The organism is Isoptericola sp. AK164, assembly GCF_029643425.1.
Lineage (GTDB): Bacteria > Actinomycetota > Actinomycetes > Actinomycetales > Cellulomonadaceae > Isoptericola > Isoptericola haloaureus.
The window spans coordinates 3,127,867-3,154,073 of the sequence record NZ_CP119106.1 but is presented as its reverse complement, the minus strand read 5'-3'; the positions used below and the strand labels follow the sequence as shown (position 1 = coordinate 3,154,073).

At 72.6% G+C, this 26,207-nt stretch carries 24 protein-coding genes and 1 pseudogene; 17 read left to right on the top strand and 8 right to left on the bottom strand.

Annotated features, from left to right (window positions below; translation table 11 throughout):
* The first annotated feature begins 5 nt into the window (after positions 1-5).
* Genes PO879_RS14515 through PO879_RS14500 form a run of 4 tightly spaced genes read left to right on the top strand, consistent with a single transcriptional unit; the run spans position 6 to position 4,782 of the window.
* Complete coding sequence (locus PO879_RS14515) at positions 6-1,019, top strand: sugar ABC transporter permease (protein ID WP_278235575.1); 1,014 nt, start codon at positions 6-8, stop codon at positions 1,017-1,019.
* Complete coding sequence (locus tag PO879_RS14510) at positions 1,019-1,909, top strand: carbohydrate ABC transporter permease (protein ID WP_278235574.1); 891 nt, start codon at positions 1,019-1,021, stop codon at positions 1,907-1,909. Before PO879_RS14515 ends, PO879_RS14510 begins: the two co-directional genes overlap by 1 nt.
* Before the next feature lie 20 nt (positions 1,910-1,929).
* Entirely contained in the window at positions 1,930-4,371 is a 2,442-nt protein-coding gene (locus PO879_RS14505; protein WP_278237558.1) for a glycoside hydrolase family 3 N-terminal domain-containing protein, read from the top strand.
* 51 nt (positions 4,372-4,422) lie between these two features.
* Positions 4,423-4,782, top strand: a complete 360-nt coding sequence (locus PO879_RS14500; RefSeq protein WP_278235573.1) for an RNA-binding S4 domain-containing protein — start codon at positions 4,423-4,425, stop codon at positions 4,780-4,782.
* A gap of 25 nt (positions 4,783-4,807) precedes the next feature.
* On the opposite strand, the gene PO879_RS14495 is transcribed toward PO879_RS14500, so the two are convergent.
* Positions 4,808-5,194 (bottom strand): MerR family transcriptional regulator, encoded by a 387-nt coding sequence (locus tag PO879_RS14495; protein WP_278235572.1) that lies wholly within the window; start codon positions 5,192-5,194, stop codon positions 4,808-4,810.
* Positions 5,195-5,527: 333 nt separating this feature from the next.
* Here PO879_RS14495 and PO879_RS14490 point away from each other — a divergent pair, with 333 nt between their 5' ends.
* Positions 5,528-6,988, top strand: coding sequence for a SulP family inorganic anion transporter (locus tag PO879_RS14490; RefSeq protein ID WP_278237557.1), 1,461 nt, complete (start codon positions 5,528-5,530; stop codon positions 6,986-6,988).
* A gap of 44 nt (positions 6,989-7,032) precedes the next feature.
* Positions 7,033-8,151 carry a dipeptidase gene (locus PO879_RS14485; protein WP_278235571.1) on the top strand — a complete coding sequence of 373 codons (1,119 nt, stop codon included), beginning with the start codon at positions 7,033-7,035 and terminating at the stop codon, positions 8,149-8,151.
* 33 nt (positions 8,152-8,184) lie between these two features.
* Here PO879_RS14485 and PO879_RS14480 read toward each other — a convergent pair whose 3' ends face one another.
* The gene (locus PO879_RS14480; RefSeq protein WP_278235570.1) at positions 8,185-8,445 is read right to left on the bottom strand and encodes a hypothetical protein; all 261 of its coding nucleotides are present in this window, start codon (positions 8,443-8,445) and stop codon (positions 8,185-8,187) included.
* A 142-nt stretch (positions 8,446-8,587) separates the two neighbouring features.
* Between PO879_RS14480 and PO879_RS14475 the strand changes: the two genes are divergently transcribed.
* The 3 genes from PO879_RS14475 (at position 8,588) to PO879_RS14465 (ending at position 12,050) form a co-directional block, all read left to right on the top strand.
* A complete protein-coding gene (locus PO879_RS14475; protein WP_278235569.1) occupies positions 8,588-10,693 on the top strand; it encodes a hypothetical protein in 2,106 nt (701 codons plus the stop codon).
* Positions 10,694-10,848: 155 nt separating this feature from the next.
* The gene (locus tag PO879_RS14470; RefSeq protein ID WP_278235568.1) at positions 10,849-11,388 is read left to right on the top strand and encodes a hypothetical protein; all 540 of its coding nucleotides are present in this window, start codon (positions 10,849-10,851) and stop codon (positions 11,386-11,388) included.
* Positions 11,389-11,405: 17 nt separating this feature from the next.
* Entirely contained in the window at positions 11,406-12,050 is a 645-nt protein-coding gene (locus PO879_RS14465; protein ID WP_278235567.1) for a response regulator transcription factor, read from the top strand.
* 26 nt (positions 12,051-12,076) lie between these two features.
* On the opposite strand, the gene PO879_RS14460 is transcribed toward PO879_RS14465, so the two are convergent.
* A complete protein-coding gene (locus tag PO879_RS14460; protein WP_278235566.1) occupies positions 12,077-13,702 on the bottom strand; it encodes a GAF domain-containing protein in 1,626 nt (541 codons plus the stop codon).
* Positions 13,703-13,827: 125 nt separating this feature from the next.
* Here PO879_RS14460 and PO879_RS14455 point away from each other — a divergent pair, with 125 nt between their 5' ends.
* Positions 13,828-14,745, top strand: coding sequence for a universal stress protein (locus PO879_RS14455; RefSeq protein ID WP_278235565.1), 918 nt, complete (start codon positions 13,828-13,830; stop codon positions 14,743-14,745).
* A 57-nt stretch (positions 14,746-14,802) separates the two neighbouring features.
* On the opposite strand, the gene PO879_RS14450 is transcribed toward PO879_RS14455, so the two are convergent.
* Genes PO879_RS14450 through PO879_RS14440 form a run of 3 tightly spaced genes read right to left on the bottom strand, consistent with a single transcriptional unit; the run spans position 14,803 to position 17,351 of the window.
* Entirely contained in the window at positions 14,803-16,152 is a 1,350-nt protein-coding gene (locus PO879_RS14450) for a hypothetical protein (protein WP_278235564.1), read from the bottom strand.
* The gene (locus PO879_RS14445; RefSeq protein ID WP_278235563.1) at positions 16,149-16,739 is read right to left on the bottom strand and encodes a sigma-70 family RNA polymerase sigma factor; all 591 of its coding nucleotides are present in this window, start codon (positions 16,737-16,739) and stop codon (positions 16,149-16,151) included. Before PO879_RS14445 ends, PO879_RS14450 begins: the two co-directional genes overlap by 4 nt.
* A 36-nt stretch (positions 16,740-16,775) precedes the next feature.
* Positions 16,776-17,351 carry a 1-acyl-sn-glycerol-3-phosphate acyltransferase gene (locus PO879_RS14440; protein ID WP_278235562.1) on the bottom strand — a complete coding sequence of 192 codons (576 nt, stop codon included), beginning with the start codon at positions 17,349-17,351 and terminating at the stop codon, positions 16,776-16,778.
* 68 nt (positions 17,352-17,419) lie between these two features.
* Here PO879_RS14440 and PO879_RS14435 point away from each other — a divergent pair, with 68 nt between their 5' ends.
* Positions 17,420-18,091, top strand: a complete 672-nt coding sequence (locus PO879_RS14435) for an O-methyltransferase (protein WP_278235561.1) — start codon at positions 17,420-17,422, stop codon at positions 18,089-18,091.
* Between the two features lie 9 nt (positions 18,092-18,100).
* Here PO879_RS14435 and PO879_RS14430 read toward each other — a convergent pair whose 3' ends face one another.
* Entirely contained in the window at positions 18,101-19,201 is a 1,101-nt protein-coding gene (locus PO879_RS14430; protein WP_278235560.1) for an AI-2E family transporter, read from the bottom strand.
* 53 nt (positions 19,202-19,254) lie between these two features.
* Positions 19,255-20,325 (bottom strand): acyl-CoA desaturase, encoded by a 1,071-nt coding sequence (locus PO879_RS14425; protein WP_278235559.1) that lies wholly within the window; start codon positions 20,323-20,325, stop codon positions 19,255-19,257.
* A gap of 266 nt (positions 20,326-20,591) precedes the next feature.
* Here PO879_RS14425 and PO879_RS16295 point away from each other — a divergent pair.
* From PO879_RS16295 to PO879_RS14400, 6 genes and pseudogenes are all read left to right on the top strand, one after another.
* Positions 20,592-20,786, top strand: a pseudogene (locus PO879_RS16295) (cold shock domain-containing protein); the annotation flags it as partial.
* Between the two features lie 39 nt (positions 20,787-20,825).
* Complete coding sequence (locus PO879_RS14420; protein ID WP_347568628.1) at positions 20,826-21,521, top strand: cold shock domain-containing protein; 696 nt, start codon at positions 20,826-20,828, stop codon at positions 21,519-21,521.
* A gap of 371 nt (positions 21,522-21,892) precedes the next feature.
* Positions 21,893-23,782: a molecular chaperone DnaK gene (gene dnaK, locus PO879_RS14415; protein WP_278235557.1), complete on the top strand. Its 1,890-nt coding sequence runs from the start codon at positions 21,893-21,895 to the stop codon at positions 23,780-23,782.
* Positions 23,779-24,435: a nucleotide exchange factor GrpE gene (grpE, locus tag PO879_RS14410; protein ID WP_278235556.1), complete on the top strand. Its 657-nt coding sequence runs from the start codon at positions 23,779-23,781 to the stop codon at positions 24,433-24,435. The genes dnaK and grpE overlap by 4 nt, the downstream gene beginning before the upstream one ends.
* Positions 24,436-24,553: 118 nt before the next feature.
* A complete protein-coding gene (locus tag PO879_RS14405) occupies positions 24,554-25,558 on the top strand; it encodes a DnaJ C-terminal domain-containing protein (protein ID WP_278235555.1) in 1,005 nt (334 codons plus the stop codon).
* A gap of 34 nt (positions 25,559-25,592) precedes the next feature.
* Positions 25,593-26,060, top strand: a complete 468-nt coding sequence (locus PO879_RS14400) for a MerR family transcriptional regulator (protein WP_278235554.1) — start codon at positions 25,593-25,595, stop codon at positions 26,058-26,060.
* The last annotated feature ends 147 nt before the right edge of the window (positions 26,061-26,207 follow it).

Sequence of the window (26,207 nt, the reverse complement as noted above, 5' to 3'; positions counted from 1 at the left end):
GCACGATGGCGGACGACGCAGCCGTCCCGACGGCCACCGCGTCGCCTGCCCCCTCCTCCGGTCCGGCTGCCGGGACGACCCCCCAGGGTCGTCCGGCAGCCGGACGTCCGGCGGGGGGTCGGCGGGCGGCTGACTCGACACTTCGCAAGCGTCTGGAGATCGCGTTCTTCGTGACGCCGGCCCTGGCGATGCTCGCCGTCTTCGTGGTGTGGCCGATCCTCACCGCCGTCCAGATGTCGGCGTACCGGTGGAACGGCCGCGGGCCGATGGAGGACTTCGTCGGGATCGGCAACTACGTCTCGGTGCTCACCGACGACGTGTTCCTCGACTCCCTGCTCAACAACCTGTTCATCGTGGCCGCGTCGATCGCCATCCAGCTGCCGCTCGGCCTCGCGATCGCGCTCCTGCTCAACCGCAAGATGTGGGGCCAGGGTGCGCTGCGCACGATCATCTTCGTGCCGTACGTCCTCGCCGAGGTCGTCGCCGGCGTCATCTGGTTCCAGCTCCTGCAGCCGCAGTACGGCCTGCTCGACACGCTGATCAGCGCCGTCGGCCTCGAACCGCCGGCCCAGGGCTGGCTCGGGGACGTCGACCTGGCGCTGTGGACCGTCATGGGCATCCTGACGTGGAAGTTCATCGGCCTCGCCGTGATCCTCTTCCTCGCCGGTCTCCAGGGCGTGCCCGAGGAGCTGTACGAGGCCGCCCAGCTCGACGGTGCCTCGTGGTGGCAGGTGCAGCGCAAGATCACGATCCCGCTGCTCGGCCCGACGATCCGGACCTGGGCCTTCCTGTCCATGATCGGGTCGCTGCAGCTCTTCGACATGGTCTGGATCCTCACCAAGGGCGGTCCGGCCAACGCCACGAGCACCATGGCGATCTTCCTCGTGAACGAGGGCACCCGGAGCAACAACTTCGGGATCGCCGGCGCCGCCTCCGTGGTCCTCTTCGTGATCGCGCTCGTGATGGCGGTGCTCTACCAGCGACTCTTCCTCAGCCGAGACGCCAAGGGGGTGGCGTGATGACCACGTCGACTCAGACACCCGCCGCGCCGACGACGGCGGTCCGACGCCGTCGCCGCGGGAGCGCGGGCAGGTTCCAGGGCGGCAACCCGGTCGTGTACGCGGTCGCGTTCGTGGTGGTCTGCGCGACCCTCGGGCCGGTCGTCTACGGCGTGCTCGGCGGGTTCCGCAGCAACGCCCAGCTCGCCGAGTCCCCGGCATCGCTGCCCGACCCGTGGGTCGTCAGCAACTACACCGGCGTCGTCACCAACCCGGACTTCTGGCAGTACACGCTCAACTCGGTCGTCGTCGCCGTCGTCACGACGGCGCTGGTCGTCGTCTTCGGCGTCATGGCGGCCTACCCCCTGGCGCGGTACGCGTTCAAGGGCCGCGAGGTGCTGTTCATGGTGTTCGTCGCGGGGCTGCTCTTCCCCGCGACCGTGGCCGTGGTGCCCCTGTTCATCCTGCTCACCCAGAACTTCGGGCTGGGCAACACCTGGTGGGGCGTCGCGCTGCCCCAGGCGGCGTTCGCCCTGCCGATGACGGTCGTCATCCTGCGCCCGTTCCTCCAGGCGCTGCCGAAGGAGCTCGAGGAGGCCGCCCAGCTCGACGGCACCAGCCGGATCGGCTTCTTCTGGCGGATCCTCCTGCCGCTGTCCGGCCCGGGCATGGTCACCGTCGGCGTGCTCGCCTTCGTCGGGTCGTGGAACGCCTACCTGCTCCCGCTGCTCCTGCTGCAGGGCGACATGAAGACGCTCCCGCTCGGCGTCGCGGACTTCTCGTCCGAGCACTCGTCCGACACGGCCGGCGTCTTCGCCTTCACCACCCTCGCCATGATCCCGGCGCTGGTGTTCTTCCTGGCGATGCAGAAGCGCATCGTCAACGGTCTGCAGGGCGCGGTGAAGGGATGACCGCGCAGAACGAGGTTCCCATGTCCGGTGCCGTGCGCACCCCCGTGCCCGCGATGCCGACGGTCTCCGACCGCGTCGCCGCGCTGCACGCCGAGATGACCCTGCCGGAGAAGACGGCCCAGCTCGTCGGCTACTGGCTCGACCAGGGCGGCGAGGTCGTCGCGCCGATGCAGGACGAGATGGCCGCCGGCCAGGCGGGTCCCGAGCGGCTCGGCGAGATCACCCGGCACGGGATCGGCCACTACACCCGGGTGTACGGCACGCGGCCCGTCGACCCCGTCGAGCGTGCCCGCTGGCTGTGGCACGAGCAGCGGCGCCTGCGTGCGACCACGCGGCTCGGCGTCCCCGCCCTCGTGCACGAGGAGTGCCTGACGGGGCTGGCCGCGTGGCAGGCCGCGACGTTCCCGACGCCGCTGGCCTGGGGCGCCTCGTTCGACCCGGACCTCGTCGCCGAGATGGGCGACGTGATCGGCCGGTCCATGCGTGCCCTGGGGATCCACCAGGGCCTGGCCCCGGTGCTCGACGTCGTGCGCGACCCCCGGTGGGGCCGTGTCGACGAGTGCATCGGCGAGGACCCCTACCTCGTGGGCACCGTCGGCACCGCCTACGTCCGCGGCCTGCAGGGTGCCGGGGTGCACGCCACCCTCAAGCACTTCGTCGGCTACTCGGGATCCCGTGCCGGACGCAACCACGCCCCGCTCGCCGCCGGACCGCGGGAGCTCGCCGACGTCTTCCTGCCGCCGTTCGAGATGGCCGTGCGCGACGGGGGCGTGCAGTCCGTCATGGCGTCCTACAACGACGTCGACGGCGTGCCGGTGCACGCCTCCGACGAGCTGCTCACCGGCGTGCTGCGCGAGCAGTGGGGCTTCGACGGCGTGGTGGTCGCGGACTACTTCGGCGTCGCGTTCCTCGAGGTGATGCAGCAGGTCGCGGCGGACCGGTCGGACGCCGCCGCCCAGGCGCTCGCGGCCGGGCTGGACGTCGAGCTGCCCACCGGCGACGCCTACCTCGACCCGCTGGCGACCGCGGTGCGCGACGGACGGGTCGACGAGGCCCTCGTCGACCGGGCGGTCCTGCGGGTGCTGGCGCAGAAGGAACGGCTGGGCCTGCTGGAGGACGACGCGTTCGCCGACGAGCCGCCGTCGGCCGTCGACCTCGACTCGCCCCGGCACCGGGCCGTCGCCCGGCGGCTCGCCGAGGAGTCGGTCGTCCTGCTGTCGAACGACGGGACCCTGCCCCTGGGACGGTGGACGAAGGCACCGGCCCGCGTCGCCGTCGTCGGGCCGAACGCCCACCGGGCCGACGCGCTGATGGGCTGCTACTCGTTCGCCAACCACGTGCTCGCCCACCATCCCGAGCACCCGCTCGGCTTCGAGATCCCGAGCGTGCTGGAGTCCGTCGGCACGGCGTTCGCCGACGCCGGCCTCGACGGGCCCGACCTGCTGCACGCCCGCGGCTGCGACGTCGAGGGGGAGGACACCTCCGGGTTCGCCGAGGCGGTGGCCGCGGCGTCGTCGGCGGACGTCGCCGTCGTCGTCGTGGGCGACCAGGCGGGCCTGTTCGGCCGGGGCACGGTGGGGGAGGGCAACGACGTCGAGTCGCTGGACCTGCCGGGCGTGCAGCGCGAACTGGTCGAGGCGGTCGTCGCGACCGGGACGCCGGTGGTCATGGTGGTGCTGTCCGGGCGGCCGTACGCGATCGACTGGGCGCTCGACGGCGACCGGCGGCCCGGCGCCGTCCTCCAGGCCTTCTTCCCCGGCGAGGAGGGTGGACCGGCCGTCGCCCGCGTGCTGACGGGTGCGGTCGCCCCGTCGGGGCGGCTCCCGGTGTCCCTGCCCCGGTCGGCCGGTGCGCAGCCGTACTCCTACCTGCACCCGGTGCTCGGCGGTCCCAGCGACGTCACCTCGACCGACTCCACGCCCCTGCGGCCGTTCGGCTTCGGTCTGTCGTACACGACGTTCGAGCACGCCGACCTGCGGGTGGACGACGCCGTGGCGACCGACGGCACGCTGTCGGCCACCGTGCGGGTCACGAACACCGGGGACGTGGCGGGGTCCGAGGTCGTGCAGCTGTACGGGCACGACCTCGTCGGGTCGGTCGCCCGGCCCGTGGCCCAGCTGCTCGCGTACCAGCGGGTCGCCCTCGCCCCGGGAGAGTCGGCCCAGGTCGTGTTCTCGGTGCCGGCGACCCGGTTCGCGTTCAGCGACCGGCGCCTCGCCCGGGTCGTCGAGCCGGGCGAGGTCGACGTGTGGGTCGGTTCCCACGTGGCGGCCGTGGCCGAGGAGGCGCGGGACCTGCGGGCGGCGACCCGGGGTGCGATCCGGAACGAGCGGGCGGCGGCGAAGCGCGCGCTGCCGGGCACGGCGACGCCCCGCGCGCGGGTGGACCTCACGGGTCCGGTGCACGTGGTGACCGGCGACGACGCCCGGGTCGCGACGGCCGTCGTCCTCCGGGAGCCGTGACCCGGGCCGGGGGCCCTGATGCCGCGGCGCGGGGCGTGGCAGAGTGGACGGATGCGGATCGACATCTGGTTGTGGGCCGTCCGGCTGTTCAAGAGCCGGTCGGTCGCGGCCTCGACGTTGCGCTCGGGCAAGGTGCGCGTCAACGGCACCGTCGCCAAGCCGGCGACGCAGGTCCAGGTCGGCGACCGCGTGACCTGGCAGGACCCGTTGCGGCAACGCGTCGTCGTGGTGCGCGAGCTGCTGCCCAAGCGCGTCGGGGCGCCGCTGGCGGTCAAGGCCTACACCGACCAGAGCCCGCCGGTGCCGACCCGCGAGGAACGCGCCGCCGTCGGTCTGCGCGAGCGGGGCGCCGGACGGCCCACCAAGAAGGAACGCCGCGAGATCGACAAGCTCCGGGGCCGACGGCGGTAGGCGGGCTCGCGCGGGGCCGACCGGCTCAGAGGCGGTGCAGCAGGGCGATCAGCTCGTCGGCCATCTCCAGCTTGCGGGCCAGGTCGGCCCGGCGCTCCTCGGCGGCCGCCACGTACGCGGCGAGCCGGCCCCGGGCGCCGGGGTGCCCGTCGTCCGCGCCGACGCCGTCCCGCCCTGCGCCCTCGGCGCCGAGCTCGTCGGCGACCCGCAGCAGGTCGGCCATCTCCTCCAGGGAGAAGCCGAGCGGCTTCATCCGACGGATGAGGAGCAGCCGCTCCACGTCGGACTCGGTGTACAGGCGGAACCCGCCCTCGGACCGCGCCGACGGGCGCAGCAGGCCGACCTCGTCGTAGTGGCGCAGCGTGCGCAGCGACAGCCCGGTCCGCTCGGCGACGGCTCCGATGTGGTGCATGGTCGGGTCGTGAGACACGAGGGTGAACTCTACCCTCACGTAAGGGTAGAGTTGCGCCCGTCGCGGGCCGTCGTGCGCCCGGCGCCGGGGACCGCGACACCCTGACCTCCGCGCGACGCCGCGCCTCCAGTGCCCTGTCCCCGGCCGGGAGCCCGTCGTGCGCGGTCCCTCTCGGTCCGCCGTGCGCCCACGGCGCCCACCGAACCGAGAGGAAGCCTCCGCGTGTCGAACGACCTGCGTGCCTCCCTGCCCGATCCGGCCCCCGAGCCCCAGCCCGTCACCGGCGCCCCCGAGGCCACCTCCACGGGCTCCTTCCGGGCCGCCTTCAGCTCGATGACGCGGCTGCGCACCGAGGTCCTCGCCGGCCTCGTCGTCGCGCTCGCCCTCATCCCCGAGGCCATCGCCTTCTCGATCATCGCGGGCGTCGACCCGAAGATCGGCCTGTTCGCCTCGTTCACGATGGCGGTCACCATCGCCTTCGTCGGCGGCCGCCCGGCGATGATCTCCGCCGCCACCGGCGCGATCGCCCTGGTCATCGCCCCCGTCGTGCGCGACCACGGGCTCGACTACCTCATCGCCACCGTGATCCTCGGCGGGCTGATCCAGGTGGTGCTCGGCCTGGTCGGCGTCGCGCGGCTCATGCGGTTCATCCCGCGCTCGGTGATGGTCGGGTTCGTCAACGCGCTGGCGATCCTCATCTTCACCTCGCAGATCCCGCACCTGTTCGGCGACGCGGTGCCCTCCGAGCAGCGGTGGACGGTCTTCGTGCTGGTGGCCGCCGGCCTGGCGATCATGGTGTTCTTCCCCCGGCTGACCAAGGTCGTCCCGGCGCCCCTGGTGGCCATCGTGCTGCTGACCGTCGTCACCGTCGTGGCCGCGATCGCCGTGCCCACCGTCGGCGACCAGGGCGACCTGCCCGACTCGCTGCCGGCCCTGTTCTTCCCGGACGTGCCCCTGACCCTCGAGACGCTGCAGATCATCGCGCCCTACGCGTTCGCCATGGCGCTGGTCGGCATCATCGAGTCGCTGCTGACGGCCAAGCTCGTCGACGACGTCACCGACACCCACTCGAACAAGACCCGCGAGACCTGGGGCCAGGGCGTGGCCAACCTGGTCACCGGGTTCTTCGGCGGCATGGGCGGCTGCGCCATGATCGGCCAGACCATGATCAACGTGAAGGTCTCCGGCGCCCGCACACGGCTGTCGACGTTCCTGGCGGGCGTCTTCCTGCTGATCCTCGTGGTCACCCTCGGCGACGTCGTCTCCATCATCCCGATGGCGGCCCTGGTCGCCGTGATGATCATGGTCTCCGTGGCCACGTTCGACTGGCACTCGATCCAGCCCTCCACCCTGCGCAACATGCCCGTCCCGGAGACGGCCGTCATGCTCGCCACGGTGGTCGTGACCGTGTGGACCCACAACCTGGCCTACGGCGTCGTCGCCGGCGTCGTGGTCGCCGCGGTGCTGTTCGCCCAGCGCGTGGCGCACCTGACGACCGTCACCCGCCTCGACGCGTCCGACGAGGACGACGAGCGCGTCTACGCGGTCGACGGCGAGCTGTTCTTCGCCTCGTCGAACGACCTGGTGTACCAGTTCGACTACGCGGGCGACCCGCGCCGGGTCGTCATCGACATGTCCAACGCCCACATCTGGGACGCCTCGACGGTCGCCGCGCTGGACGCCGTCGAGCACAAGTACGCCGCGCACGGCAAGACGGTCGAGTTCCGGGGGCTCAACGAGGACAGCCGCGAGCGCCTGGACCGGCTCGCCGGGAAGCTCGGCGCCGAGCACTGACCCCACGCCCGGCCGGCAGGGAGCGGCGGCGCTAGGGTCGCCGCATGGTGAGCGAGCGGATCCAGGCCCTGCTGGCCGAGCATCCCGTCTGGGACGGCCACAACGACCTGCCGTGGGAGGCCCGCGAGCAGGCCGGCTACGACTGGGACGTGCTCGACATCGCCGGGCCGACGGCGGACCGCACCCACACCGACATCCCCCGGCTGCGGGCCGGGGGAGTCGGGGCGCAGTTCTGGTCGGTCTACGTGCCGACCACGATCGCGGGGGCCGACGCCGTCGTCGCGACGCTCGAGCAGATCGACGGCGTGCACCGCATGGTCGAGCGGTACCCGGACCAGCTCCGGCTCGCCACCACGGCCGCCGAGGTCGAGGACGCCTGGGCCGCCGGGCGCATCGCCTCCCTGATGGGCGCCGAGGGCGGGCACTCCATCGACGGGTCCCTCGGCGTGCTGCGCATGTTCCACGCCCTCGGCGTGCGGTACATGACGCTGACGCACAACGACAGCACCCCGTGGGCCGACTCGGCCACGGACGCCCCGAGCGAGCACGGCGGCCTGAACGCGTTCGGCCGCGAGGTCGTGCTCGAGATGAACCGCCTGGGGATGCTCGTCGACCTGTCCCACGTCGCCACGGGCACGATGCACGCCGCGCTCGACGTGACGGACGCACCGGTCGTGTTCTCGCACTCCAGCGCCCGCGCCGTCTGCGACGTGCCGCGCAACGTGCCCGACGACGTCCTGGGACGCCTGGCCACGAACGGCGGCGTCTGCATGGTCACCTTCGTGCCGCAGTTCGTCACGCCCGCCGTGGCCGAGTGGAAGGAGGAGGCCGCCGAGGCCGCCGCCGCGCAGGGGATCCGCGCCACCGACTACCTGGCGTTCAGCGGGTTCCTCGCCGACTGGCGCGAGACGCACCCGGCCCCGCCCACGCGGCTGTCCGACGTCGTCGCGCACGTCGAGCACGTGCGCGAGGTCGCCGGGATCGAGCACGTCGGCCTCGGCGGCGACTACGACGGCGCCACGGGGTTCGCCCCCGAGCTCGCGGACGTCTCGGGGTACCCGGCGCTGCTGGCGGCGCTCGCGGACCGCGGCTGGTCCGACGCCGACCTCGGTCGGCTCACGAGCGGCAACGTGCTGCGGGTGCTGCGCGACGCCGAGCGCTGACCGGCGGCTCCCCGGCGGTGCACCCGCCCGGGCTCAGACGCCGAGGGACCGCTGCGACCAGGAGACCCCGAGCGCCTGCAGCACGTCGTGGGGGTCCCGGTGGGCGGCCTCGGAGTAGGCCTGCAGGGACATCACCGAGGCCGTGAGCATCGTGGTCATCACCTGGCGGGCGAGGCGCGGGTCCTGGCTCGCCTCGTCGAGCAGCTCCTGGACGATCGCCGAACGGATCCCGAGGTCGGGCTCCGCGCAGGCCGTCAGCAGTGCGATCGTCGTGGCTCCGGCATCGGTTTGCATGACGTCCCCCCGGTTGTCAACCCCCTGATGACTCCGGTCTACAGCACGCGGTGTCAGCACGCGACCGGGGCGCTGCGCGGCGACCCGCTACGATCGGCGCGCGGCGGCCACCCGGGACCGCCGGGACGACGACGGAGCGCCAGTGACACCGAAGGACCGGACCGCACGGATCGACCGGGGGCGGCCGGCCCGTCGCGCCGCCTCCGCCCTGCTCGCCACGGCGCTGGCCCTCGCCGGGCTGGTCGTGCCCGCCGCCGTGCCGACGGCCCTGCCGACCGCCGCCGCCGACACGGCCGGCCTCACCGAGGAGGGGCACGCCCGCTACACCGTCCGCGCGAAGGGGGCGGTGACGGCCGAGGTCACGTCGACGATCACGAACGTCCTGCCCGACCGGGGCGGCCGCTCCTACTACTGGGACTCCTACGGCATCGTGCTGCCGACCAGCGCACGGGACGTCACGGCGACCAGCGGCGGCTACCCGCTGACCGTCCGGTTCGAGGACGGCGCGGACGCGACGACGCACGTCGCCGTCGCCTCCTTCGCTCCGCTGCGCTACGGCCGGACGCGGACCATCGAGTGGCGCTACGACATCGCCGGGGACCCGGTCCGCTCCGAGTCCTGGACCCGGGTCGGCCCCGGCTACGCGACCTTCGCCGCCGTGGCGCCCGGCGACGAGGGACGGGCGACCCTGGAGATCGTCGCGCCGCGGTCGATGCAGCTCGACACCCCGGCCGACGTCCGGCGCGACCGGGACGGCAAGCGGGTGGTGTACACGCTGGCCGCGGACGAGGACGGCGTCGCCTGGGCGCCGGTGTCGTTGCGCGACCCGGACCGGGCCGACACCCGCGACGTGCGCGTCGGCGACCACGTCATGACGGTGCACGGTTTCCGCGGGGACACGGAGTGGTCGCGGTTCGCCGCCGAGCAGGTCGAGGTCGGCATCCCCGTGCTGGAGGACCTCGTGGGCGCCGACTGGCCGGCGAACGTCCACCGGGTGCGCCAGGACTCGTCGCCGAACGTGCTGGGCTACGGCGGCTGGTTCAGCCGGTACGAGCGCGAGATCGTCGTCGACGAGAGCCTCGACGTCGGCCTCCTGCTGCACGAGCTGACCCACGCCTGGTTCAACCACGCCACGCTCGACGACCGTTGGCTCATCGAGGGGGTCACCGAGGTCGTCTCGCAGCGCGCCGTGGAGCGCACCGGCGCGGAGTCCCCGGCGCGCGAGGCCCCGCGCCGGAAGTCCGACGTCGCCTTCCCGCTCGCCACCTGGGAGCCCGCCTTCACGCTCGACGACGACGCCGAGGCCTACGGCTACGACGCGGCCTACACCGTCGTGCAGCGGCTGACGGCCGACCTCGACGACGACGCGTTCCGCGCGCTGATGTCCGACGTCCACGACGGTGCCAGCCGGTACGCCGCACCGGACCGTCCGGGGCAGTTCCGCGGCATCACCGACTGGAGGAGGTTCCTCGACCTCCTCGAGGCGCACGACGTCGGCGAAGGAGCCGAGAAGACGCTGCGGCGCTGGGTGCTGGACCGCCGTGGCAAGGAGGTCCTCGGGGACCGTGCCGAGGCGCGGGAGGCCTACACGGCGCTCGACGCGACCGACGGCGACTGGTTGCCGCCCCAGGGACTCCGGTCGACGATGACGTGGTGGAGCTTCGGCGCCGCCGAGCAGGCGGTCGAGGCGCTGGGGGACGCGCCGCGCCAGGCCGCCGAGGTCCAGCAGGTCGCCGGGGACACCGGGCTGCCAGTGCCCGACGGCGTCCGGGAGGCCTACGAGACGGCGAGGAACGAGGACGCCTACACGGCGCTGGCGCCGATGCTGACCGAGACCGCGACGACCATGGACCGGGTCGCCTCGGTGACGGCGCAGGTCGCGGTCGAGCAGGACCCCGTCACCGAGCTCGGCCGGTACCTGCTGGAGGTCGACGCCTCCGCCGCCGACGCCCGCGCCGCCCTCGCCGACGGCGAGCTGGAGCAGGCCCGCGACCTGGTCGTCGCCACCACCGAGCAGGCCGACCGCGCGCAGCGGGTCGGTCTCGCCGTCGTCGGCGGTGCGCTCCTCCTCCTCGGGCTCCTCGTGCTCGTGCCGTGGCTGGTCGTCCGGGGGGTGCGCCGTCGTCGGCGCCGCCGGGCCGTGCTCACCGCGTCACGGGTCGTCGCCGTCGTGGCGGCGCCGGAGACCGGCGCGGAGCCCGTCGCCGACCGCGAGGGGGACGCCGACACCGAGGACGCGATGTCCTGATCGGGACCTTCGTCCCGTGTGAAGGGACCATGGACCCGCAGGTCAGGGACGTTGCACCCTGCCTGGCGGGGGCCTCCGACAGGAATTCTGGACTCGACGCCGGGAACGTCCCGGCGTCGAGGACCGGACACCCCCGGTCGAAGGAGGAGATCCTCATGACCACCGCCTCCGCGCACCAGGCCTCGGCCCCCACCGTGCGCGAGACCTCGTTGTCCCCGGTCGCGGCGTTCACGTTCGCGATCGTGCGGCTTCTGCTGGCCGTCGAGTTCCTCTGGGCGTTCTTCGACAAGACGTTCGGCCTGGGCATCGCCACACCGGCCGAGCGCGCCTGGATCGAGGGTGGCTCGCCCACCACCGGCTACCTGGCCAACTCCGAGGGGACGTTCGGCGGCTTCTTCAGCTCGCTCGCCGACAACGTGTTCATCGACTGGCTGTTCATGCTCGGCCTGCTCGGCATCGGCCTCGCGCTGCTGCTCGGCATCGGCATGCGCATCGCCGCGGTCTCCGGCGCCGTCCTCATGATGCTCATGTGGCTCGCCTCGCTGCCCCTGGCGAACAACCCGTTCGTGGACTACCACCTGGTCGACGCCGTGCTGCTGATCGGCCTGGCGGCGATCCTCGCCGGCGACACGCTGGGTCTCGGCAAGCGCTGGGCCTCGACCGACCTGGTGCAGCGCTTCCCCTGGCTGCGCTGACTGCGTAACGTGGGCGCATGGGCGATACCGTGCGCGTGTTCCTCGTGGACGATCACGAGATCGTCCGTCGCGGCGTCGCCGACCTCGTCGAGGCCGAACCGGACCTCGAGGTGGTCGGCGAGGCCGGCACCGCGGCCCAGGCCCTCGCCCGCATCCCCGCTCTCACCCCGGACGTCGTCGTGCTGGACGTGCGCCTGCCCGACGGCGACGGGGTGACCGTGTGCCGGGAGCTGCACTCCCGCACGGACGTCGCCTGTCTGATGCTGACGTCGTTCGACGACGACGAGGCCCTGTTCGACGCCATCATGGCCGGGGCCGCCGGGTACGTCCTCAAGCAGGTCCGCGGCACCGACATCGTGGCCGCCATCCGCACCGTCGCCGCCGGCGGGTCCACGCTCGACCCGCGCACCACCGCCGCCGTGATGGAGCGGATGCGGGCCCAGCAGCGCCACGAGGACGACCCGCTCGACGTGCTGACCGAGCAGGAGCAGCGCGTGCTCGCCCTCATCGGCCGGGGGATGACCAACCGGCAGATCGGTGCCGAGCTGTTCCTGGCCGAGAAGACGGTGAAGAACTACGTCTCCAGCGTGCTGGCCAAGCTCGGGCTGGAGCGTCGGGTGCAGGCCGCGGTGCTCGCGACCCGCCTCGAGGACCGCCACTGACCACGCGGCGCCCGTCACGGGGCTGATCACGCGCCGAGCGGGACCTGCCAGCGCAGCGCCGTCCCGCTGCTCGCGGTCTCGACGTCGAACGACCCGCCCAGGTCGACGGCCCGCTGCTCCAGGTTGCGCAGCCCGCTCGGCGTCACCCCGTCCGGGATGCCGTGGCCGTCGTCGCGCACCGAGAGCACGAGATGGCCGTCCGTCGCCGTGACGTCGATGGTCACGTGCCGCGCCGCCGCGTGCCGGGCCACGTTGGACAGCGCCTCGCGCAGCACCGCCACGAGCTGGTCGGCGGTCGCGCCGGGCACGACGGCGTCGATCGGGCCGGACAGGTGCAGCGCCGGCGGGAACCCCAACGACCGGCGTGCGGCGTCCGACTCGGCGATCAGCCGGGCCCGCACCCCGGTGCGGCGGTCGGGCTCGTCGGCATCGCGCAGACCGCGGATCGTGGTGCGGATGAGGCTGATGGTCTCGTCCAGGTCGTCCACGGCGCGGCCCACCCGGTCGGCGTCGGCGGGCGGGCCGTTCTCGTCCAGCCGCCGTCCGACGCCCTGCAGGCTGAGCCCGGTGGCGTACAGGCGCTGGATCGCCAGATCGTGCAGGTCCCGCGCGATGCGGTTGCGCTCGCGGACCACCGCCAGGCGCTCGCCGTCCAGACGGCGCTGCGCCAGCTCCAGGGCCACCGCCGTCTGGGCCGCGAAGGCCTGCAGCGAGTCGATGACCACGCTGGAGAAGGGCGGGGTGTGGCGGCGGCGGCCGACCGACAGCACCCCGATCGTCTGTCCCGGCCCGCCCAGGGGGACCGCTGCGAGCGGCCCGACGATGTCGACCGGCCGGAAGGCGAGGGTGGTGCGGTCGTCCGTGGCGGCGTCGGCGGTCATCACCGGCTGGCCGGAGATGTAGGCGTCGGCGGCGAACGTCCCCTGGGTCGGCAGCGTCGTCCCGACGAGGCCGTCGACGCCGGCGCCGGAGACGGAGCGGATCACGAGCTGGTCGGCGTCGTCGGCCCGGGTGGCGAGGACGGCCGTGTCGGCCTCGGCGACGCTCATCGCCTCCTGGGCGACGACGTCCATCACCGACTGGGGGGAGGAGCCCGCGGCGATCTCCCGGGAGATCGCGTGGTTGCCGCGCGCCCAGCGTTCGCGCAGCCGGGCCGCCGAGTACAGGCGGGCGTTCTCGACGGCGACGCTCGCGGCGGAGGCCAGTGCCTCGGCGAGGTGCTCGTCACGGGCGGTGAACTCCCCGCCGCCGCGCTTCTCCGTCAGGTAGAGGTTGCCGAACGGGCGGCCGCGGACGCGCAGGGGCACCCCGAGGAAGGAACGCATCGGCGGGTGGTGGGCAGGGAAGCCGACCGAGCGCGCGTCGCTCGACATGTCCGCCAGTCGCAGGGGGTCGGGGTGGCGGATCAGCTCGCCGAGCAGCCCCTTCCCGCGGGGGTAGGGGCCGATGGCCTCGATCTCCTCGGGAGTCAGCCCGACCGTGAGGAACCGGGAGATCTGCCGGTCGTCGCCGAGCACCCCCAGGGCCCCGTAGCGCGCGTCGACGACGTCGGTCGCGGCCTGCACCAGGCGCTGCAGCGTGCTCTCGAGGTCGAGGCCGCGCCCGACCGAGACCACCGCCGCGAGCAGCAGGTCCACGTCGTCGTCGCGCACCCTCCCACCGTAGCGGGCCGGGTGCTGTCCGGCCCGGGACCTTCGACCCGCCTGATCAGGGCGTGCGGCACTGCCGGGCGGTGCCGTCCCCGTGGCGTACTGGAGGCATGACGAAGGAGGTCGCCATGAACAGCACACGAGTGATCGTCGGCGTGGACGGCTCGATCGCCGGGGAGCAGGCCCTGGACTGGGCGGCTGCCGAGGCCGTGCGCCGACAGGGAACCCTGACGGTGGTGAGCGCCTACACGGTCGCGACGACGCCGGCCGACGCCGGCTTCGGGCTCGGCGAGCAGGCGGTCCGTGAGCGGGCGGAGGAGGGCGTGGCGAGCGCGGCCGAACGTCTCGTGGCGCTGCGTGAGCTGCGGCCGACGGCGGCACCCGCCGTCGACGACGTCTCGTGGGAGGTCGTGTCCGGCACGCCGGCCGGCGTGCTCGTGGGACACACCGGTGTCGACAGCCTCGTGGTCGTGGGGCAGCGTGGTCTGGGCGGCATCGACCGGGTCGTCCTGGGCTCGGTCTCCTCGGCCGTGGCCGCGATGGCCCACGGGTCCGTCGTCGTGGTCCCGACCGACCCCGTCGCGCAGCACTCCGTCGGCGCCAACGACCGGGTGGGACCGATCTGGCGGGTCGTGGCGGCGGTGGACACCGACGAGCAGGCCGACCGGGTCCTGGAGCAGGCGTTCGCCGAGGCCGACTTCGCCGCCTCGCCGTTGCACGTGGTGCACGCCGTCCACCCGGACTTCATCGCCGGCCCGTACGCGATGGCCAACGCGCTGTCGCAGGAGTACCGCGACGAGGCACGGGTGGCCATGCACGACATCATGGCGCGCTGGACCGAGAAGTTCCCGGACGTCGAGGTCACCACGGAGGTCGTGACCGGCGTGCCGATCGACGTCCTGCAGCAGCGCCTCAACCGGCACGACCTCGCCGTCGTCGGCGGGCGCAAGCACTCGCCGATGGTGGGTCGCGTGCTCGGTTCCATGCCGGACCGGCTGGTGCACCACGCACCCTGCCCGGTCCTCATCGCCCACGAGCCGGCGTAGGACTCGTGGGACACGTCCCGCCCGGCCGACGTCCACCGGCGGCCGGGCGGGATGCTGCTAGGGGAACAGCGGTCCGGTCAGGCTGCGTGACCCGTCCGTGAGTTGCCACTGGATCGTGGCGTCCTGCCAGAGGTCCGCCGGGTCGACACTCCCGCTGCTCGAGCTGTCGGGGGCCCAGACCGCCCAGTAGCCGTTCGAGACGTTCGCTTCCAGCACGTCCCCGGTACCGGTGGTGACCTCGACGCTCTCGACGTCGTCGCCGGCGACGCCGACCGCGATCTGGTGCGGGCCGGATCCACCAGCGGACACTGCCCAGGCTTCGTTGTCGGCGGGATTCAGCGATGCTTCGGACGCGCTGGTGAACGAGAGTTTCTCGTACGGCGGGTCCGCCTCCTGGATGCATGCGCTCATCGTGCGGCTGTCCACATCGGCGTACAGGGCCAGGCCGAGATCGCCGCGCCGGTCCTCCAGGACGGGGGAGACCCGCTCTCCGGTCTCCCAGTCCCGCACCGAGCGGCACTCTGCACGGCGTGCCTCGGCGAGCGGGTTCCACGAGTCCGCGCCCGGCCAGGCGTCGTCGAGCGAGACGGTTGTCGTGGTGCCGTCGTCGAGGGTTGCGTGCACCTGGATCTCCGCGTCCTCCGGAATCTCCTCCGCCTCGACGTCGTGGGCCCACCAGGTGCCGTCGTCGAGGAAAGCCTCGATGACGGCACCGCGATCGCGGTCGCGCCAGCGGGCCTCCACATCGACCGACGTCACGTCCTGCCCGGCGAACCCCCAGACGAAGATCCCCCGTTCGGTGACCTGCCCCTGCGGTCGGACCTCGTCGGCGTCCGGGGTGTCGCCCGGCAGCGTCCAGTACCCCGTGGTGACCGTGCCGTCGTCGTGGGACGTGAGGCAGACGCCGGCAACCCGGCTCTCGGGATCGGTCACGATCTCGACGTCGGCGCCTGCGGACGACCGCGCGATGGTCCGCCACACGATGTCACCGGTCAGCTCCTCCAGGTCGGCGATCTCCGGGACCTGATCCGCGCACGACTGCTCGGGGGACGACAGCCACGCCGGGGCCACGTCGGGTCCGACCGGGGAGAGGACGACGGCCGTGCCGGTCACGGCGACGACGCCTGCGACGGCTGCGGCGAGGGTCCAGCGTCGTCCGCGTCGCCGGCGGGCCTGCTGGACGGTGTCGAGGGGGGTGACCACGTCGATCTGGTCCTCGTCGAGGTCCAGGCGGTGCGACGCGCCACTCGTACCGGGCGTGGTGGGAGCGGACCGGGCCGCGGTGGGACCGTGCGGGTCGGTGACCGCGACCTCCAGCTCGGCGCGGGCCGCCGCGAACCGCTCCGGGTCCGGCGACCCGGTCGGCGCGAGACGGGCGAGGCGCTCGTCGACAGGGTGCTTGCTCATGCCGACCTCCTCGAGGACGGGGCGTCGCTCGTGCGGCGCGCGGTGGGTGCGGTGCCGGGGTCGTCGACGGCGGCCGCCAGCCGCCGTCGTGCCCGGTGCAGCCGGACGTGCAGGGCGGCGGTGCTGCACTCCGCGACGTCGGCGGCCTGCGCGGCCGAGAGCCCGTCCCAGGCCACGAGCAGGATCGCCTCGCGCTCCCGCTCGGTCAGTGAGGCCAGGCCGCGCAGCAGCGCGTCCCGTTCGGCGGTCAGCGTCTCCGGGGCGCTGTCGACCGCCGGCGCCGCGGCCTCCAGCCGGGTCAGCTCGGCGTCGAGCTCACGTCGGCGGACCTGGGCGCGCAGGGCGTTGCGTCGCAGGTTGCGGGCCACGACGAGCAGCCAGGGCAGGGCGTCGTCGGGGACGTCCTCCAGCCGGCGCCACGCCACCAGGAACGTCTCGGACAGCAGGTCCTGGGCGGTGTCCGGGTCGGTGTGCCGCAGCAGGTAGGCCTGCACGCGCACGGCGTGGTCGTCCCACACGGCGGCCAGCCGAGCGGCTGCGGCGTCGTCCGGCGGGACCCGGGCGGCGTCGTCGGAGGAAGCGTTCACACCACGTAGTGTCCTGGCCCGGCCGGGACTGACATGTCAGCCTTCTTCGGACCGCAGCCGGGGTTCCGTGCGCAGCTCGGGGTTCACACCGGCCTTGTCGGCGTAGAAGGCGCGGATGCGGTCCATGTCAGCGGTGACGTCGCCCGTCAGCTCGATCGTCGGCCCCAGCCCGGTGGTCATCGTGGTGCGGTCGACGTAGCCCAGGGTGACGGGCAGGTCGGCCTCGCGCGAGATCCGGTAGAAGCCGGACTTCCAGCCGTCGCCGGAGCGCGTGCCCTCCGGGGTGATGACCAGGTGGAACGTCTCTCCGGCGGCCACACGGGCGAGGATGTCGGCCACGACGCGCGAGGGGTCGCGGCGGTCCACCGGGATGCCCCCCAGCGCCCGCATCACCGGGCCCTTCCAGCCGGTGAACAGGGTGTGCTTGCCCAGCCAGCGCACGTCGATCCCCAGCCGCCAGGCGATGGCGAGCATCAGCACGAAGTCCCAGTTCGAGGTGTGCGGGGCACCGATGAGGATGCCGGCGCGGTCGGGGGCCGGAGTGGTCCGCAGCCGCCAGCGGCTGATCAGCCAGTACAGGCGCGCGATGCCGCGACGGAGCGAGGTGAGCATCTGCTGATCGTACGTGCGGCGGCGTCACGACGGACCGTCCGCGGCCGTCCGGTGTCATGATCGAGAGCATGACGAGCGCGGAGCAGGCCTGGTCCGGGGTCGACGCCTACCTGGTCGACGAGGTCGTGGGCGAGGACGACGTCCTCGCCGCGGCGCGTGCGCGCGGACGGGAGCGGGGCCTGCCGCCGATCGACGTCGCGCCGAACCAGGGGGCGTTCCTCGCGCTGGTCGCGCAGCTCGCCGGCGCGCGGCGCGTGCTCGAGCTCGGCACGCTCGCCGGCTACTCCACGATCTGGCTCGCCCGGGCCGTGGGGACCGCGGGCCACGTGACGACGGTCGAGCGCGATCCCCGGCACGCCGAGGTGGCGCGGGAGAACCTCGACGAGGCGGGCGTGGGGGAGCGGGTGCGCATCGAGGTCGGTGCGGCGCTGGATGTCCTGGCCGGGCTCGCCGACGCCGGGACCGAGCCGTACGACCTGGTGTTCGTCGACGCCGACAAGGCGAACATGCCCGCCTACCTGGAGCTGGCGCTGCGGCTGACGCGGTCCGGCAGCGTGATCGTCGGAGACAACGTGGTCCGTCGCGGCGCGGTCGTCGACCCGTCGGACCAGAGCCCGGACGTCGCCGGCGTGCGGGCGTTCCTGCACGAGCTGGGGACGGACCCGCGCCTGGAGGCGACCGTGCTGCAGACGGTCGGGTCGAAGGGCTGGGACGGGTTCGCGATCGCCCGCGTGCGCTGAGCGCGGCGGTCAGCCGGGCGCGGGCCCGGTGCCCGGGGCCGACGTCGGCGGGCCCGCTTCCGTGCCCAGGCTGCGGAACCGCTCGACGATCTTGATGACGATCGCGACGACCGGTGTCGACAGGGCCGCGCCGAGCAGGCCGAACAGGGCGCCGCCGGCGATCGTGGAGCCGAGGATGACGATCGGGTGCAGCTTGAGGGCCCCCTGGGTCATGAACGTCTGGATGATCGTCTGCACCGCGTTCTGGGCGATGAGGATGACCGCCAGCATGACCACGGCGTCGAACAGCCCGCCGGATCCCAGGGCGATGAGGACCGCGAACGCCCCCGAGACGATCGCGCCCAGGAACGGCACGTAGGACGTGATGAAGGTGATCACGGCGATGGTGAACGCGAGCGGCAGGCCCAGCAGCCAGGCGGCGAGCCCCACGATGATCGACACCACGATGCTGGAGGCCGTCAGCGCGAGGAAGTACCGGCGCATCGCCCAGGTGCCGTCGTCGATGATGCCCGCCCCCACCTGCGGGTCCACGCCGATGTTGCGGGAGGTCCACCGCATCAGCAGGTCCCAGTCGGCGAGGATGAAGTAGAGCAGGAACACGCCGACGAAGGTGCCCATGACCAGCGCGGCCGTGCCCGAGAACACCGTCCCGAGCTGGGCGGTGAAGCCCGACAGCAGCGCGGTGCCCCACTCGGGGAGCCCGTCGGTGGTGTCGGTGAGGCTCGGCAGCGTCAGACCCAGCTCCTGGGCCCACGCCTGGAGGGCCTCGAACCCGTCGGTGAGCTGGGCGCCGATCTCGCTGGCCTGCTGGACGACGCCGCGGACCGCGAGGCCGATCGTCCCGACGGCGACGGCGAGCAGTCCGGCCAGCACGACCAGCGCGGCCAACCAGCGCGGCACCCAACGGGCGAGGACCGCGCACAGCGGGGCGAAGAGCGCGCCGACCACGAGCGCCACGAGCAACGGGACGAACAGTCCGGAGACCGCGCCCGTCAGCAGGTAGACCGCGACCGCGGCGAGGGCGATGCCGACGAGCGCCCACGCCTTGCGCCCCCAGCGCAGCAGCGTCGAGCCGCGTCCGGTCGCGACGGGGTCCGCAGGGTGGCTCATGCGCCGAACCTATCCGAGCAGGTGGCGGACTGCGTCCGCAGCGGAGCGGCGCGTCAGAGCTTGCGCAGCTGGTGGAACATCGGGCAGTCGAACGGGTCGCGGGCCTGCAGGCCGACCCGGTTCAGGTAGCGCACGACGATGCCGTACGAGGCGATCAGGCTCGTCTCGGTGTAGGGGATCCCCAGGTGCGCGCAGTGCTCGCGCACGATCTCCCGGGCGCGGGCCAGGTGCGGGCGCGGCATCGAGGGGAACAGGTGGTGCTCGATCTGGAAGTTCAGGCCGCCCATGAGGATGTTCATCCACCACCCACCGCGGATGTTGCGCGAGGTCAGCACCTGCTTGGACAGGAAGTCCAGCTTGCTGTCCGCGGGGATGAGCTTCATGCCCTTGTGGTTCGGGGCGAAGGAGGCGCCCATGTACACACCGAAGACGGCCATCTGGACGCCGAGGAAGGCGAAGGCCAGCCCGACCGGCAGGAAGACGAACAGCACCGCGAGGTACAGGCTCAGGCGCAGGCCGATGACGACGAGCTCGTTGATCCGGGCGCGCAGCGTGTCCGGCTTGCCGGTGAAGAGCGAACGGATCGACGTGACGTGCAGGTTCAGGCCCTCCAGGGTCAGGAGGGGGAAGAACAGCCAGCCCTGGTAGCGGTGGATCAGCGCCAGGAAGCCCTTCTGCTCCCGGGCCTGGTCCTCGGTGAACGCGATGGTGTCCATCGCGATGTCCGGGTCCTTGCCGACCTTGTTCGGGTTGGCGTGGTGGCGCGTGTGCTTGGTCATCCACCACGAGTAGCTGATGCCGGCCACGCCGTTGGCGAGGATCCGCCCGACGCGGTCGTTCACCGGGCCGGAGGCGAACACCTGCTTGTGCGCCGCCTCGTGCGCCACGAACGAGAACTGGGTCAGGACGAGACCCAGGGCGCCGGCCATGAGGAGCTGGAGCCAGGAGTCGCCCAGCAGGACGAAGCCCGTGACGATCCCGCCGAGCGCCGCGGTGAGCACGCCGAGCGTCCACAGGTAGTAGCGGGGGGTCTTGCGCAGCAGCCCGGCGTCCCGGACGGTGCGGGACAGGGCGGCGTAGGTGCTGGTGACAGGGTTGTCGGCGCGCAGCGCGGCGGAAGTCATGGACGTCCTCGTCGTCGGGGGTGTCGACTTCTCAGCCGCGGTCGTGGGGTGATGCTCGTGTAACAGATGGCCCCACCGTACGGGGTCGGGGCACCGGAGGAGCATGCGTCTCGTGAACGTCGTGTGCACGTGTCCCCGTTCCTCGACCTGGACGTGACGCTCCGGCCGCGGGCGGCGGGAGTGCGATCGGCCACTCCGTGCTGTCCCGGCTACCTCCCCGGGGGACACTGGGAGACAGCAGCATCCGCCACATTGAGGAGCACTCCGTGCACCAGGGAACTGTCCGATGGTTCGACGCCGACCGAGGGTTCGGTTTCATCGACCGCGGGAACGACGCCGAGGACCTGTTCGTGCACGCGTCCGAGATCGTCGGCGACGACGGTCCGAAGCAGCTGCGCGAGGGGCAGGCCGTCGAGTTCGAGGTGAAGGACAGCGACCGGGGTCCGCAGGCCCGCCGCGTCCGGGTCACGGGCGACCAGCCTGCCGACGCGGCCCTGGGCGTGCTCGGCAGCGTCAACTGGTACGAGCCCACCAAGGGCTACGGGTTCGTCACGCCCGACGACGGTCGCGGCGAGATCTTCGTCCACAGCTCGGCCATCGTCACCGGCGGCGTGATCGCGGAAGGGCAGCGTGTGGCGTTCCTCGTCGTCGACGGCGAGAAGGGGCCGCAGGCGGACCACCTGCTCCCGCTCGCCGCGGAGGCCGCACGGTCGGCCTCGGACGGCGCGGACGGCACGGTGTCCTTCTTCGACGAGTCCAAGGGCTTCGGGTTCATCGTCCCCGACGCGGGCGGCGAGGACCTCTTCGTCCACGCCAGGGCGCTCGGCCCGGGCATGACCTCGCTGGCCGAGGGCTCGCGGGTGACCTACGACGTCGTCGACGGCGACCGGGGGCCGAACGCCCGCGACGTGCGGCTCGTGCGCGGCTCCGGGGGAGCGCGCGCTGGCGCCGACCGTGGTCGCTCGAACCGTCCCGCCCGGTCCGGTGGGCCGGTGCGCGGGGGCGAGGGCACCGTCGCGCGCTACGACGCGGACCGTGGCTTCGGATTCATCACGCCCGACGCCGGCGGTGACGACCTGTTTGTGCACGTGTCGGTCGTGCGGGGCGAGGACTACCTGGAGGAGGGCGACCGGGTCCGGTACACGGTGCGCCAGAGCGACCGGGGGCCGCAGGCCGACAAGGTCGAGCTGCTCTGACCCCGGGGTAGTCGGCCGCCGCAGGTGCCCGGGGCAGGATGCTCGGCCTCGTCGCGGGCGGCAGCTACGCGAGCTACCTCGTGGCGCTCCTCGTCGGGGTGTCGAGCGCGTTCTCCTGGACGTACGCCGCCCCCGGAGTGCGGCCTGCGGCGGATCCTGCTGCTCGCCCTGGCTCTGCTGGCCGGTCGGCTGCCGGTGTGTGACCCGCTTCACCACTGGCGAACACGCCTTCCACCTGCGGGAATATCGACGACCTCGACAAGGTTGAGCCAGACAGACTCAACTTCGCGCCTCTCGACTGGACACGCGCCGGGCGGCGACTTACGTTGAGTGCAGACGACTCAACCCCCCGCACGAACGAAGGAGCCAACATGTCCCGTGCTGTCGGTATCGACCTCGGCACCACCAACTCGGTGGTCGCCGTCCTGGAGGGTGGCGAGCCCACCGTCATCGCCAACGCCGAGGGCGCCCGCACGACCCCGTCGGTCGTCGCGTTCTCCAAGACCGGCGAGGTCCTCGTCGGCGAGGTCGCCAAGCGCCAGGCCGTCACGAACGTCGACCGGACCATCTCCTCGGTCAAGCGCCACATGGGCACCGACTGGTCCACCGAGATCGACGACAAGAAGTACACCGCGCAGGAGATCAGCGCCCGCATCCTGGGCAAGCTGAAGCGCGACGCCGAGGAGTACCTGGGCGAGCCCGTCACCGACGCGGTCGTCACGGTCCCGGCGTACTTCAACGACGCCGAGCGCCAGGCCACCAAGGACGCCGGCCAGATCGCGGGCCTGAACGTCCAGCGCATCGTCAACGAGCCCACCGCGGCCGCCCTGGCCTACGGCCTCGACAAGTCCAAGCAGGACGAGCTCATCCTCGTCTTCGACCTCGGTGGCGGCACCTTCGACGTCTCCCTGCTCGAGGTCGGCAAGGACGACGACGACTTCTCGACCATCCAGGTCCGCGCCACCTCCGGCGACAACCGCCTCGGCGGCGACGACTGGGACCAGCGGATCGTCGAGCACCTCATCAAGCAGGTGAAGAACACCGAGGGCGTCGACCTGTCCAAGGACAAGATCGCCCTGCAGCGTCTGCGCGAGGCGGCCGAGCAGGCCAAGAAGGAGCTCTCCTCCGCGACGAGCACCAACATCTCGATGCAGTACCTGTCGATGAGCGAGAACGGCCCGGTCCACCTGGACGAGAAGCTGACCCGCGCGCAGTTCCAGCAGCTGACGCAGGACCTGGTCGACCGCACCAAGGAGCCGTTCCACGCCGTCATCCGCGACGCCGGCATCTCCGTCTCGGAGATCGACCACGTCGTGCTCGTCGGCGGCTCGACCCGCATGCCGGCCGTGGCCGACGTCGTGCGCGAGCTCACCGGTGGCAAGGACCCGAACAAGGGCGTCAACCCGGACGAGGTCGTCGCCGTCGGCGCCGCCCTGCAGGCCGGTGTCATCGGCGGTGAGCGCAAGGACGTGCTGCTCATCGACGTCACCCCGCTCTCCCTCGGCATCGAGACCAAGGGCGGCGTGATGACCAAGCTCATCGAGCGCAACACGGCCATCCCGACCAAGCGCAGCGAGATCTTCTCCACGGCCGAGGACAACCAGCCCTCGGTGGCGATCCAGGTGTTCCAGGGCGAGCGCGAGTTCACCCGGGACAACAAGCCGCTGGGCACCTTCGAGCTCACCGGCATCGCCCCGGCCCCGCGCGGCGTCCCGCAGATCGAGGTCACCTTCGACATCGACGCCAACGGCATCGTGCACGTGTCCGCCAAGGACCGCGGCACCGGCACCGAGCAGTCGATGAAGATCACCGGCGGCTCCGCGCTGCCGCAGGAGGACATCGACCGCATGGTCAAGGACGCCGAGGAGCACGCCGAGGAGGACAAGAAGCGTCGCGAGGAGGCCGAGACCCGCAACCAGGCGGAGTCCTTCGCCTACTCGATGGAGAAGCAGATCGCGGACAACCGCGACAAGCTCCCCGCCGACGTGGTCTCCGAGGTCGAGGGTGACATCGCCGCGGTGAAGACCGCCCTGGAGGGCGAGGACGCCGAGGCCATCAAGTCCGCCTACGAGAAGCTCGGCGCCTCCTCGCAGAAGATCGGCGAGGCGCTGTACTCGGCCGAGCAGGCCGCGGGTGCGGACGCGGGCGCCGAGGGCGCCACCGCCGGCGACGCGCCGTCGTCGGAGCAGGAGAGCTCCGACGAGGACGTCGTCGACGCCGAGATCGTGGACGACGAGGACGACAAGAAGGACTCCAAGTGACGTCCGACGAGACGCAGGGCACCCCCGAGCCGGAGGAGAACGCCGGCTCGGGGGACACCCCCTTCCACTTCAGCGACAAGCGCAAGGTCGACCCCGCCACGGGCCACAAGCGCGAGACGACCGAGGGCGGGACGCCTGCCGACGACGCCGCGACGTCGTCCGGCGAGGGCGACCCGCTGGAGGCGCTCGACTTCGAGCCCGCCGGCGAGGCCGCCGAGGACTCCGAGCTGCTGGCGGCCAAGGCCGAGGCGGCCGAGAACCTCGACGCGCTCCAGCGCGAGCGGGCGAGCTTCACGAACTACCGCAACCGGGCGCTGCGCGACCAGGAGGCCGCGCGCACCCAGGGCACCCAGGACGTCCTGGCGGCCCTGCTGCCGGTGCTCGACGACATCGAGCGTGCCAAGGCGCACGCCGAGCTGTCGGGCCCGATGGCGGCGATCGCGGAGAAGCTCGACGCGACGCTCGGCAAGTTCGGCATCGAGCGGTTCGGTGCCGTGGGCGAGGAGTTCGACCCGACCGTGCACGAGGCACTCATGCACAACACGGACGCCGACGCGCAGACCACCACGGTCAACCTGGTGGTCGAGCCCGGCTACCGCATCGGTGACAAGGTGGTCCGCGCCGCCCGCGTGGGCGTCGTCGGCCCCGAGTGACCGCTCACCCCGGAGCAGCCGCTCGCGAGATCGACGTACCCGCCCGAGATCGACCCACCATGGGTCGATCCGGGACCGGGTACGTCGATCTCGCGGGCACCGCAGAGAAAGGAACGTCGTGACCGGCCAGGACTGGATCGAGAAGGACTTCTACGCCGCGCTCGGCGTTCCCAAGGACGCCGACGAGGCGGCCCTGAAGAAGGCGTACCGCAAGCTGGCGCGCCAGTACCACCCGGACCAGAACCCGGGTGACGCCGCCGCCGAGGCGAAGTTCAAGGAGATCGGCGAGGCCTACGCCGTGCTCTCCGACCCCGAGCAGCGGCAGCAGTACGACGCGCTGCGCTCCATGGCCGGCGGCGGCGCCCGGTTCGCCGGGGCCCCCGGAGGCGGCGCCGGCCAGGCCGGGTTCGAGGACGTCTTCAGCTCGATGTTCGGCGGCGGCGCCGGGCGGGCCGGCGGCCCGGGCGGGCCGCGTGTCCAGTACCAGCAGACCGGCGGGTTCGAGGACATCCTCGGCTCGATGTTCGGCGGCGGGATGGGCGGACGCTCGGCCGGTTTCGGCGGCCCGCAGCGCCAGAAGGGCGCCGACGTCGAGACCCGCGCGACGCTGCCCTTCCGCGCCGCGGTCGAGGGCACGACGGTCGAGCTGACCGTCGACGGCCGGACGATGACCGCGCGCATCCCGGCGGGGGTCCACGACGGGCAGAAGATCCGTCTGCGCGGCAAGGGCCGTCCGGGCATGAACGGCGGGCCCGACGGCGACCTCCTGATCGCCGTGCACGTCGAGACCCATCCCGTGTACACGATGGACGGCGTCAACCTGCGCATGACCCTGCCGGTCACGTTCGCCGAGGCGGCGCTGGGCACGACCGTCGAGGTCCCGACGCTCTCGGGCGAGACGGTGCGGCTCAAGGTCGCGGCCGGGACGCCGTCGGGCCGGGTGCTGCGGGTCAAGGGCCGGGGCGTCGCGACCAAGAAGCGCACCGGCGACCTGCTCGCCACGATCCAGGTCGTGGTGCCGCAGAAGCTCAGCCGCTCGGCAAAGAAGGCGCTGGAGGAGTTCGCCGCGGAGGTCGACACGGGCGACGTGCGCGCCGAGCTCGCCGCCAAGGCCGCGCAGTAGACACCGGTAGCCTCAGGGCGCGAAGGAGGTCGAGATGGTCACCGACGACGCACCCGTGCTCACGGTCTCGCAGGCCGCGCAGCTCTCCGGCATGCACCCCCAGACCCTGCGGCAGTACGACCGGCTCGGACTGGTGGTCCCCCGGCGTGCCCGGGGGAGGGGTCGGCGCTACTCGCGGCGCGACGTCGCGCGGCTGCTCGAGGTGCAGCGCCTCGCCCAGGAGGAGGGCATCAACCTCGCCGGGATCAAGCGGATCCTCGACCTGGAGCACCAGGTCCTCCAGCTCGAGCGGCGGCTCTCCGAGCTCGCGGGGCTGATCGCCGCCCGCGAGGAGGCGGAGGGGCGCGTCTTCGCCGCCGGGTCCGGCGGCGACGTCGTGGCCGTCCCGCTGGGCCGGCGGGTGCGGCGCTCCGAGCTGCGCCTCGACGTCGACACCCGCCGTGAGCGCGGCGGCGCTCTGGTGCTGTGGCGACCCTCCGGCGGGCGCGGTCGGTCCGCGTGACGTCCCGACGAATGACGAAACACCGGACTTTCGGAATTCATCAATAGTGCGGTAAGGCTCTCCTCACCTTTCTGAAGTAAGCATTCCCTTCCTAGGCGAGAAGGGGGAATTGCTTCTATCATCGAAATGGTTCGGCGAAGATCCAGC

What these genes read in the sequence shown, in the direction of transcription:
- PO879_RS14515 (WP_278235575.1), top strand. Translation starts at nt 6, where the DNA reads ATGGCGGACGACGCAGCCGTCCCGACGGCCACCGCGTCGCCTGCCCCC.
- PO879_RS14510 (WP_278235574.1), top strand. Translation starts at nt 1,019, where the DNA reads ATGACCACGTCGACTCAGACACCCGCCGCGCCGACGACGGCGGTCCGA.
- PO879_RS14505 (WP_278237558.1), top strand. Translation starts at nt 1,930, where the DNA reads ATGTCCGGTGCCGTGCGCACCCCCGTGCCCGCGATGCCGACGGTCTCC.
- PO879_RS14500 (WP_278235573.1), top strand. Translation starts at nt 4,423, where the DNA reads ATGCGGATCGACATCTGGTTGTGGGCCGTCCGGCTGTTCAAGAGCCGG.
- PO879_RS14495 (WP_278235572.1), bottom strand. Translation starts at nt 5,194, where the DNA reads ATGCACCACATCGGAGCCGTCGCCGAGCGGACCGGGCTGTCGCTGCGC.
- PO879_RS14490 (WP_278237557.1), top strand. Translation starts at nt 5,528, where the DNA reads ATGACGCGGCTGCGCACCGAGGTCCTCGCCGGCCTCGTCGTCGCGCTC.
- PO879_RS14485 (WP_278235571.1), top strand. Translation starts at nt 7,033, where the DNA reads ATGGTGAGCGAGCGGATCCAGGCCCTGCTGGCCGAGCATCCCGTCTGG.
- PO879_RS14480 (WP_278235570.1), bottom strand. Translation starts at nt 8,445, where the DNA reads ATGCAAACCGATGCCGGAGCCACGACGATCGCACTGCTGACGGCCTGC.
- PO879_RS14470 (WP_278235568.1), top strand. Translation starts at nt 10,849, where the DNA reads ATGACCACCGCCTCCGCGCACCAGGCCTCGGCCCCCACCGTGCGCGAG.
- PO879_RS14465 (WP_278235567.1), top strand. Translation starts at nt 11,406, where the DNA reads ATGGGCGATACCGTGCGCGTGTTCCTCGTGGACGATCACGAGATCGTC.
- PO879_RS14455 (WP_278235565.1), top strand. Translation starts at nt 13,828, where the DNA reads ATGAACAGCACACGAGTGATCGTCGGCGTGGACGGCTCGATCGCCGGG.
- PO879_RS14450 (WP_278235564.1), bottom strand. Translation starts at nt 16,152, where the DNA reads ATGAGCAAGCACCCTGTCGACGAGCGCCTCGCCCGTCTCGCGCCGACC.
- PO879_RS14440 (WP_278235562.1), bottom strand. Translation starts at nt 17,351, where the DNA reads ATGCTCACCTCGCTCCGTCGCGGCATCGCGCGCCTGTACTGGCTGATC.
- PO879_RS14435 (WP_278235561.1), top strand. Translation starts at nt 17,420, where the DNA reads ATGACGAGCGCGGAGCAGGCCTGGTCCGGGGTCGACGCCTACCTGGTC.
- PO879_RS14430 (WP_278235560.1), bottom strand. Translation starts at nt 19,201, where the DNA reads ATGAGCCACCCTGCGGACCCCGTCGCGACCGGACGCGGCTCGACGCTG.
- PO879_RS14425 (WP_278235559.1), bottom strand. Translation starts at nt 20,325, where the DNA reads ATGACTTCCGCCGCGCTGCGCGCCGACAACCCTGTCACCAGCACCTAC.
- dnaK (WP_278235557.1), top strand. Translation starts at nt 21,893, where the DNA reads ATGTCCCGTGCTGTCGGTATCGACCTCGGCACCACCAACTCGGTGGTC.
- PO879_RS14400 (WP_278235554.1), top strand. Translation starts at nt 25,593, where the DNA reads ATGGTCACCGACGACGCACCCGTGCTCACGGTCTCGCAGGCCGCGCAG.